The organism is Amycolatopsis sp. NPDC051128, from assembly GCF_040682715.1.
In the GTDB taxonomy this organism is placed as follows: domain Bacteria; phylum Actinomycetota; class Actinomycetes; order Mycobacteriales; family Pseudonocardiaceae; genus Amycolatopsis.
Map to the genome: position 1 here is coordinate 1 of NZ_JBFBBN010000066.1, position 6,869 is coordinate 6,869.

Consider the following 6,869-nt stretch of genomic DNA (forward strand, 5'->3'; position numbering starts at 1 on the left):
CGGCGGCGCGGTCCTGCTGGGCCGCCACGGAGGCTTCCTCGATAGAGTCTCTCAATGCGACATTCACGGCCTTTCAGCTGAACACGCCCGGCCGTGTGTGCCTGCCCGGCCGGGCGGGTAACCCCGCGCCATGACGAATCTCGACGACACGACGACCGCGAAGCTGGACGAATTCGTGCTCGCCCGGCTCGCGGAGGACGAAGAGCGGTTCCGCGCGAGCGAACTGCCGCTGATCGACGAGGCCGAACGGCGCGGCAGGCTGCGGATCATGCGCGCGGACGGCGGCGAGGGTCTCCTGCTCGCCGGCGGGCCGGTCGAGGCGATGGAGGACCGGCACCCGGTGCCGTTCCCCGAGAAAGCCGAATTCCTGCGCCGCGAAATCCGGGACAGCCACGACGACGCGTCGGTGAAGCTGGTCGCTTCCGTGTACGAGGCTCACCCGGACTGGCAGGAGGAGTGGCGCTCGTGACCGGGTGACGTTTCGCGCCGTCCCCGAACGGGAACGCGCGAGGCATGTCGGTGCTCGACGACGTGACGACGATCCGCGAGGGGGCCGCGCCGCTGCGCAGCCCGCAGGATCTCGATCCGCTCGTCCGCCGGATCGGGGACGCCCGGATCGTGCTCCTCGGTGAGGCCACCCACGGCACCGCCGAGTTCTACGGGTGGCGGGCCGAACTCACGAAACGGCTCCTCGCGGAACGGGACTTCTCGTTCGTCGCCGTCGAAGGGGACTGGCCGGAGTGCCACCGGGTGCACTGCTGCGTCGCCGGGGCGCCCGGCGCGCCGAAGGATCCCGGGCAGGTGCTGTGGGGCTTCCGGCGCTGGCCCACCTGGTTGTGGGCCAACGAGGAGGTCGCCGGGTTCGCCACCTGGCTGCGCGCCTTCAACGCCACCGGCGACGGGATCCCCTGCGGGTTCCACGGTCTCGACGTCTACAGCCTGTGGGAGTCCTTGCGCGGCGTCGTCGGCTACCTCCACGAGCACGCGCCGGACGACGTCGACGCGGCGCTCGAGGCATTCCGGTGCTTCGAGCCGTACGGCGAAGATCCCCGGGAGTACGCCGTTTCTGCCGAACTGGTGCCGGACGGCTGCCGCGACGAGGTGGTGCGCCTGCTGACCGAGGTCCGGTCGGCGGCCCACGTCGACTGCGTGCCGGGCCTCGACCCGGCGTTCGTCGCCCGGCAGAACGCCGAGGTCGTCGCGGGCGCGGAACGCTACTACCGCGAGCTGGTGCGCGGTGGCACCCGGTCCTGGAACGTGCGTGACACCCACATGGGCGACACGCTCGACCGGCTCCTCCGTGCCTACGGCCCGCGCTCCCGGGCGGTGGTGTGGGCGCACAACACCCATGTGGGCGACGCGCGAGCGACCGACATGGCGGCGGCGGGCATGCTCAACCTCGGGCAGCTGGCGCGGGAACGGCACCGGGCCGACGGCGTCGTCACCGTCGGGTTCGGCACCTACCGCGGCTCGGTGATCGCCGCCGCCCATTGGGGCGGGGAGGCGCGCCGGATGCCGGTGGAGCCGGCGCGTGCGGACAGCCTCGAAGGCGTGCTCCACGAGGCCGTCCCCGGCGAAGACAGCTTGCACGTCTTCCACGACGACAGCGCGGCGGAGTGGGCCGGGGAGCTCCGCGGGCACCGCGCGATCGGCGTCGTCCACCGCGGTGGCGGGTACGTGCCGACCGTGCCGGCGGCCCGCTACGACGCGTTCGTGCACTGCGACGAAACCACGGCGATCACCCCACTGCACCACTGGGAACACTGGGAGCCGGCGGAACCACCCGAGCGGTGAACTGCGCGAAGGGAGCGGCGATGGCGATCCGGGAAGGCCGTTCGCGGGTCTTCGCCGACCGCGAGGACGGCGGACGGCGGCTCGCCGCCGAACTGCGGCGCCGCACCTGGGTCGACCCGCTCGTGCTCGGGCTCGCCCGGGGCGGGGTGCCGGTGGCCGCCGTCGTCGCGCGGTGGCTCGGCGCCGAACTGGACGTCGCGGTCGCGCGCAAGATCGGCGCGCCGGGCCGGCGCGAATACGGCGTCGGCGCGGTGACCCCGGACGGCCCCGCGATCTACGACGAAGCGATCCTGCGGGCGCTGAAGCTCACGCCCGCCCGGATGGCCCGCGCGGAGGCCCGCGAACGAGCGGAAGCGCGGCGCCGGCTCGAGCGCTACCGCGACGGCCGCGCCTCGGCCGTCGTCGCCGGGCGTGACGTCCTCCTCGTCGACGACGGCCTGGCCACCGGCGTCACCGCGACGGCGGCGCTGCGCGACGTGCGGGCCGGGAACCCGCGGACAGTGGTCTTCGCCGCGCCGGTGGCCGCTCCCGGCGCGGCGAAGGGGCTGCTGCACGAGGCCGACGACGTCGTCTGCGTCGCGGAACCCCCGGGATTCCGTGCGGTCGGCCAGTGGTACGCCGATTTCCACCAGACGAGTGACGAAGACGTCCTGCGCCTGCTCGCCGGGTGACCCTCGGAACTCCACAGAGGACAGATCGTGAGGGCTGCTCCACCTGGGGAACGCCGGGTTGACCGGGTGGGTGACGGGGTACCCCTGGCGGGGGCACCGAGCGATGGGCAGGCGCGAGATGATCGAACGGGACGGGCTCGGCGCCACGGCGCGCGGGCTGCGGCATTATCTGCTGGCCGTCGCGAAGAAGCTGGACGCGCCCGCCTGGTTCTGCGAAGTCGACGTGCCCGCGAGCGCCTACCTCGCGCTGGAAGGGCGGCTCACCCGGTTCCCGGACCACGAGACGGCGTTGCTGTGGGACGAGCGGGACGGCTGGGCCGCCGCGGTCGAAACGGCGACGGGCGAGGACGTGGTGATCCTGGCTTACCTGGGCGGCGACGTGCTGCCGGCGCCGGACACGGTGGTGAAGTTCGTGGGAGACCTCTACGGCGAGGGCTACCCAGGACAGCCGGATCCACCGGACATCCGCAGACCGGGGACCTCGGACGGCTTCGACGAACGCCTCGCCGTCTACGCCGCCGGCAACGTCTGCCTGCCCGAGGGCCAAGCCTGAGTCACCTCGGTGGGAGGACGCAGAACTCTGGCCTTCGAACTGGGAAAGCGCACGCCGCCCGACGCGACCGTGGCGCGCATGCGGCGGCTGGACGATCAGCTGGAGAAGCTCACTCGATCCCGCAAGGCTCTTGGCGACTACTTCGGTGCGGCCGAGCGAATGGGCGGCGAGAGCTATCCGCCCTTTGGCGACGCCGGCCTGGAGTGCCTCCCGCCTGAGCCACCGGAGGCGCCGGCTACGGTCCGAGCTTCCCGACGCCGGTGTTCATTTCGGCGGAAGGACGCAGAACTCGTTGCCCTCCGGGTCGGCGAGGACGATCCACGGGTCGTCGGGCGGGTCGTCGAGGATCTTCGCGCCGAGCATCACCAGCCGCTCGACTTCGGCGCGCTGGTCGCGGCCGACCGGGGCCAGATCGAGGTGCAGGCGGTTCTTGACGGCCTTCTCTTCGGGCACCGGCTGGAACAGCAGCGCCGGCCCGTCGCCGAACTCGAGCTGGCGGTAGGTCGTGCCGTGCGAGTCCGTCCACCGGCGGGTTTTGCCGTGCCCGAGCGCGTTCTCCCAGAATTCGGCGAGCAGCTCCGGCTGACGGCAGTCGACCGCCACGGCCAGGATACGGGTGGTCGTCATGACTCCGCGACGATCCGGGTGACGGCCGCGGCGACCAGGCCCGGCTCGGAGACCGTCGCCGTCAGCGCCGGGTGGCGGATCCGGCCCCATGGGTCGATGCCCGGCACGGGCTCGTGGAACCGGAGGCACACGCCGCCCGCGGTCGTGGTGCCGAAGGTCAGGCCCCGGTCGGACAGCGACAGCCGGACGCCGAGCGCGCGAACCGCGCTGTACGGGCCGGTGGCTTCGGCGCCGGCGAGGTTGCTCAGCGGTGTGGAGACCAGCCACGGCCCCAGTCGGACGCGTAGGCCGTCGACGTCCAAGTCCAAGCCGCTGCGCGGGCCGAGCAGGCGGCGCAGCCAGGGGTGCGGGACGGCGAAGTCGGCGTGGAGCCGGTGGTGCACGACGACGGCGCGTTCGCCCACCGCCGCCGGCTCGCTCGCCGTCATGTGCTCCCGCCCATCGGCGGGACTCCCGCGTCGCTTCCGCGGTGCATGGGATCCCTCCTTCATGCCGTGTCCTTTCCGGGCTACCCCATGGTTCCGCGCCGAAACCGCGCGATCACCGGGCGCCGGTCCGCGCCATCGCGCGGGCGGCGACGATCCCGAGCACCAGTCCGGCGACCGCGGTGAGGCCGTGCAGCCAGTTGTCCGCCCAGTTGACGTTGATCGGGTCCTCCGGCGTGCCGAACGCGGTGGCCAGGACCCCGTAGGCGGTCATCCCGGCGAAGCCCGCGAACAGCACCCAGCAGTAGACGACCGACCCCGTGCGCCGGGTCGCGGCCAGCAGCCCGAGCACTCCGACCGCCGCGTGCACGAGGTTGAGCAGCGGGGTCACGCTGAAGATCCACACCGCGCGGGTGGTTTCGTGCCCCACCGCCGCCGTTTCCGGCGTCAGGAACCCGGCCACGCCCAGCGCCAGGTAGAGCAATCCGGCAACGGCGACGACCGGGCGCAGCCAGAACGCACGGGAGGGGGTGTCGGCGGACGTCATGGGGGCCTCCTTCCCTTGCCGCACGGTTACCCCGCGCACCGGGCCGGAAACGGGGAAGTGGAACGGGCCGGACGACGTGCTGGGGAGCCGTCGTCCGGCCCGCGGCCGGAACCCGCGCCGGTCCCTGCAGCCAGGACGCGGGCCCCTGGTCTCAGGGGGAACGCCAGTCGTGGCCGGGATACGCCGTCCCGGCCTGGGCGCCCATCAGGAGCAGGCCGCCGTCGACGACGAGGGACGTGCCGGTGATGTAGCCGGCCGCCGGGGTCGCGAGGAACGCGACGGCGGCCGCCACCTCGGCGGCGTGCCCGGGGCGGCCGAGCGGGATGCCGGGCCGGTCCTGCTCGCGCGGGTCGGCGTCGGTCTGTCCGGTCATCGGCGTCGAGATCTCGCCGGGAGCCACCGAGTTCACGGTGATGCCGTGCTCGGCCAGCTCCAGCGCCAGCACCTGGGTCAGCGCGCCCGCGCCGGCCTTGGCCGCGCAGTAGGGCGCGGCACCGACTCGGGGGACGTGCTCGTGGACGCTGGTGACGGTGATGATCCGGCCGCCGCGGCCGGCGTCGGCCATGTGCCGCGCCGCGCGCTGCGAGAGGAGGAAGACGCCGTCCAGGTCGACGTCGAGGACCTGGCGCCACTTCTCGTAGCCGAGGTCCAGCACGCGCTGGCTGCTTCCGGTGCCCGAGCAGTTGACCAGGACGTCGAGGCCGCCGAGGTCTTCGGCGAACGCGTCCACGACGTCGGCCGCGCCGGGCAGCTCGGTCAGGTCGAGCCGCCGGACGTGGGCCGCCACCCCGTGCGAACGGACCTCGGCGGCGGTTTCCTCCGCGCCGACGGCGTCCGAGTGGTAAGTGATGCCGACGTCCAACCCCCCGCCGGCGAGGGCGACGGCCACCGCGCGGCCGATGCCGGAATCGGCGCCGGAGACGACGGCACGCCACGGCCAAGGGGCGTCGGCGGGCAGCGGCGCCGGGAGGGACACGGGTGGCTCCTTTCGTTCTTGTCCGGCTACCACGTTCGCCGAGGACTAAACCGCGGGTGCGCCGGGTATTCCGGCCCGATGAGACTGGCCGTACTGGACATCGGGTCGAATTCGGCCCAGCTGCAGGTGGTGGACGTGTCCGCGGGCGCGCCGCCGCTCCCGGCGCACGCGGTGAAGGAGCCGACGTTGCTCGCCGAAGAGCTGTCGCCCGACGGGACGCTGAGCGAGACGGGGATCGAGCGGGTGACCGCCGCTGTAGGCCGGGCCGTGGACGAGGCGGTGCGGCTCGGCGTCGACCACCTGTACCCGTTCGTCACCGCGGCGGTGCGCGACGCGGTGAACCGCGACGAGGTCATCGACCGGATCCAGGCGGGCTCCGGAATCCGGCCGCAGTTCCTCTCCGGCGAGGAGGAGGCGCGGCTGACGTACTTCGCCGCGCGTCGCTGGTACGGCTGGTCGGCCGGGCGGCTGCTGCTGATCGACATCGGCGGCGGGTCGATGGAGCTGGTGCTCGGCCGGGACGTGGAACCGGAGCTGGCGGTCTCGCTCCCGCTGGGCGCGGGCCGGCTCACCCGCGAGTTCCTCACCGCCGACCCGCCGACGCGCCGGCAGCTGAAGGCTCTGCGCCGGCACGTCCGCGACACCCTCTCCGAGGTGCTGGACCGGCTTCGCTGGGAAGGGCCGCCGCGCCGGGTCGTCGCGACGTCGAAGACGTTCAAGCAGCTGGCCCGCCTCACCGGCGCCCCGCCGCAGCGCAAGGGCCCGTTCGTGACGCGCGAACTGGTGGTGACGGACCTGCGGGAGCAGATCCCGCGGCTGGCCCGGGTGCCGGCGGCCGAACGCGCCGGGCTCCGCGGCATTTCGCGGCCGCGGGCGCGGCAGGTGGTGGCCGGGGCGCTGGCGGCCGAGGTGGCGTTGTCGGCGCTGGACGTCGCGAGCGTCGAAGTCTGCCCGTGGGCGCTGCGGGAAGGGATCCTGCTGCGGCACCTGGAACGTGTCGCCGACACACCCGCGTTGCCGTTGCAGCCGCTGACCCGCCACCCGGACGCGACGGTGCGGCACCTTCGGCCGGCCGAGGAACAACCGCTGCCGTCGTGAGCTCGGCTCGGTGTCTCCAATGACCAAGGCCGGGCAGTTAGCTGCGGCAGCGAGCTGTCAAGCTGCCCGATTGGCCCGATTGGCCCGGTTTCAGGTGCTCGCCCAAGGCCGTGAATGGCCCATTGAGGGACTCTACCCTGCCGCAGTACCGTGAGGAGGCGAGCGGCCTGCTCGCCTC

The 6,869-nt window shown here is 73.3% G+C and carries 9 protein-coding genes; 5 read left to right on the forward strand and 4 right to left on the reverse strand.

Annotated features, from left to right (window positions below):
* The first annotated feature begins 130 nt into the window (after positions 1 to 130).
* The 4 genes from AB0M82_RS40995 to AB0M82_RS41010 all read left to right on the forward strand — a co-directional run bounded on the left by AB0M82_RS40995 (position 131) and on the right by AB0M82_RS41010 (position 3,018).
* Positions 131 to 469: a hypothetical protein gene (locus AB0M82_RS40995; RefSeq protein ID WP_364734333.1), complete on the forward strand. Its 339-nt coding sequence runs from the start codon at positions 131 to 133 to the stop codon at positions 467 to 469.
* Between the two features lie 44 nt (positions 470 to 513).
* Positions 514 to 1,794, forward strand: a complete 1,281-nt coding sequence (locus AB0M82_RS41000; RefSeq protein WP_364734335.1) for an erythromycin esterase family protein — start codon at positions 514 to 516, stop codon at positions 1,792 to 1,794.
* 20 nt (positions 1,795 to 1,814) lie between these two features.
* Complete coding sequence (locus tag AB0M82_RS41005) at positions 1,815 to 2,465, forward strand: phosphoribosyltransferase family protein (protein WP_364734337.1); 651 nt, start codon at positions 1,815 to 1,817, stop codon at positions 2,463 to 2,465.
* Between the two features lie 118 nt (positions 2,466 to 2,583).
* On the forward strand, positions 2,584 to 3,018 hold the full coding sequence (locus tag AB0M82_RS41010; protein ID WP_364734339.1) for a DUF6292 family protein: 435 nt from the start codon (positions 2,584 to 2,586) through the stop codon (positions 3,016 to 3,018).
* A gap of 264 nt (positions 3,019 to 3,282) precedes the next feature.
* Here AB0M82_RS41010 and AB0M82_RS41015 read toward each other — a convergent pair whose 3' ends face one another.
* The 4 genes from AB0M82_RS41015 to AB0M82_RS41030 form a co-directional block, all read right to left on the reverse strand.
* The gene (locus tag AB0M82_RS41015; protein ID WP_364734341.1) at positions 3,283 to 3,645 is read right to left on the reverse strand and encodes a VOC family protein; all 363 of its coding nucleotides are present in this window, start codon (positions 3,643 to 3,645) and stop codon (positions 3,283 to 3,285) included.
* On the reverse strand, positions 3,642 to 4,073 hold the full coding sequence (locus AB0M82_RS41020) for a hypothetical protein (protein WP_364734343.1): 432 nt from the start codon (positions 4,071 to 4,073) through the stop codon (positions 3,642 to 3,644). Before AB0M82_RS41020 ends, AB0M82_RS41015 begins: the two co-directional genes overlap by 4 nt.
* 112 nt (positions 4,074 to 4,185) lie before the next feature.
* Positions 4,186 to 4,617 carry a DUF4383 domain-containing protein gene (locus tag AB0M82_RS41025; protein ID WP_364734345.1) on the reverse strand — a complete coding sequence of 144 codons (432 nt, stop codon included), beginning with the start codon at positions 4,615 to 4,617 and terminating at the stop codon, positions 4,186 to 4,188.
* A 151-nt stretch (positions 4,618 to 4,768) separates the two neighbouring features.
* Complete coding sequence (locus tag AB0M82_RS41030; RefSeq protein ID WP_364734347.1) at positions 4,769 to 5,593, reverse strand: SDR family oxidoreductase; 825 nt, start codon at positions 5,591 to 5,593, stop codon at positions 4,769 to 4,771.
* Positions 5,594 to 5,671: 78 nt separating this feature from the next.
* Between AB0M82_RS41030 and AB0M82_RS41035 the strand changes: the two genes are divergently transcribed.
* A complete protein-coding gene (locus AB0M82_RS41035; RefSeq protein ID WP_364734349.1) occupies positions 5,672 to 6,691 on the forward strand; it encodes a hypothetical protein in 1,020 nt (339 codons plus the stop codon).
* Positions 6,692 to 6,869 lie beyond the last annotated feature (178 nt).

Coding starts and splice junctions, on each gene's coding strand:
- AB0M82_RS41005 (WP_364734337.1), top strand. CDS start 1,815: ATGGCGATCCGGGAAGGCCGTTCGCGGGTCTTCGCCGACCGCGAGGAC.
- AB0M82_RS41025 (WP_364734345.1), bottom strand. CDS start 4,617: ATGACGTCCGCCGACACCCCCTCCCGTGCGTTCTGGCTGCGCCCGGTC.
- AB0M82_RS41015 (WP_364734341.1), bottom strand. CDS start 3,645: ATGACGACCACCCGTATCCTGGCCGTGGCGGTCGACTGCCGTCAGCCG.
- AB0M82_RS41000 (WP_364734335.1), top strand. CDS start 514: ATGTCGGTGCTCGACGACGTGACGACGATCCGCGAGGGGGCCGCGCCG.
- AB0M82_RS40995 (WP_364734333.1), top strand. CDS start 131: ATGACGAATCTCGACGACACGACGACCGCGAAGCTGGACGAATTCGTG.
- AB0M82_RS41035 (WP_364734349.1), top strand. CDS start 5,672: ATGAGACTGGCCGTACTGGACATCGGGTCGAATTCGGCCCAGCTGCAG.
- AB0M82_RS41010 (WP_364734339.1), top strand. CDS start 2,584: ATGATCGAACGGGACGGGCTCGGCGCCACGGCGCGCGGGCTGCGGCAT.
- AB0M82_RS41020 (WP_364734343.1), bottom strand. CDS start 4,073: ATGACGGCGAGCGAGCCGGCGGCGGTGGGCGAACGCGCCGTCGTCGTG.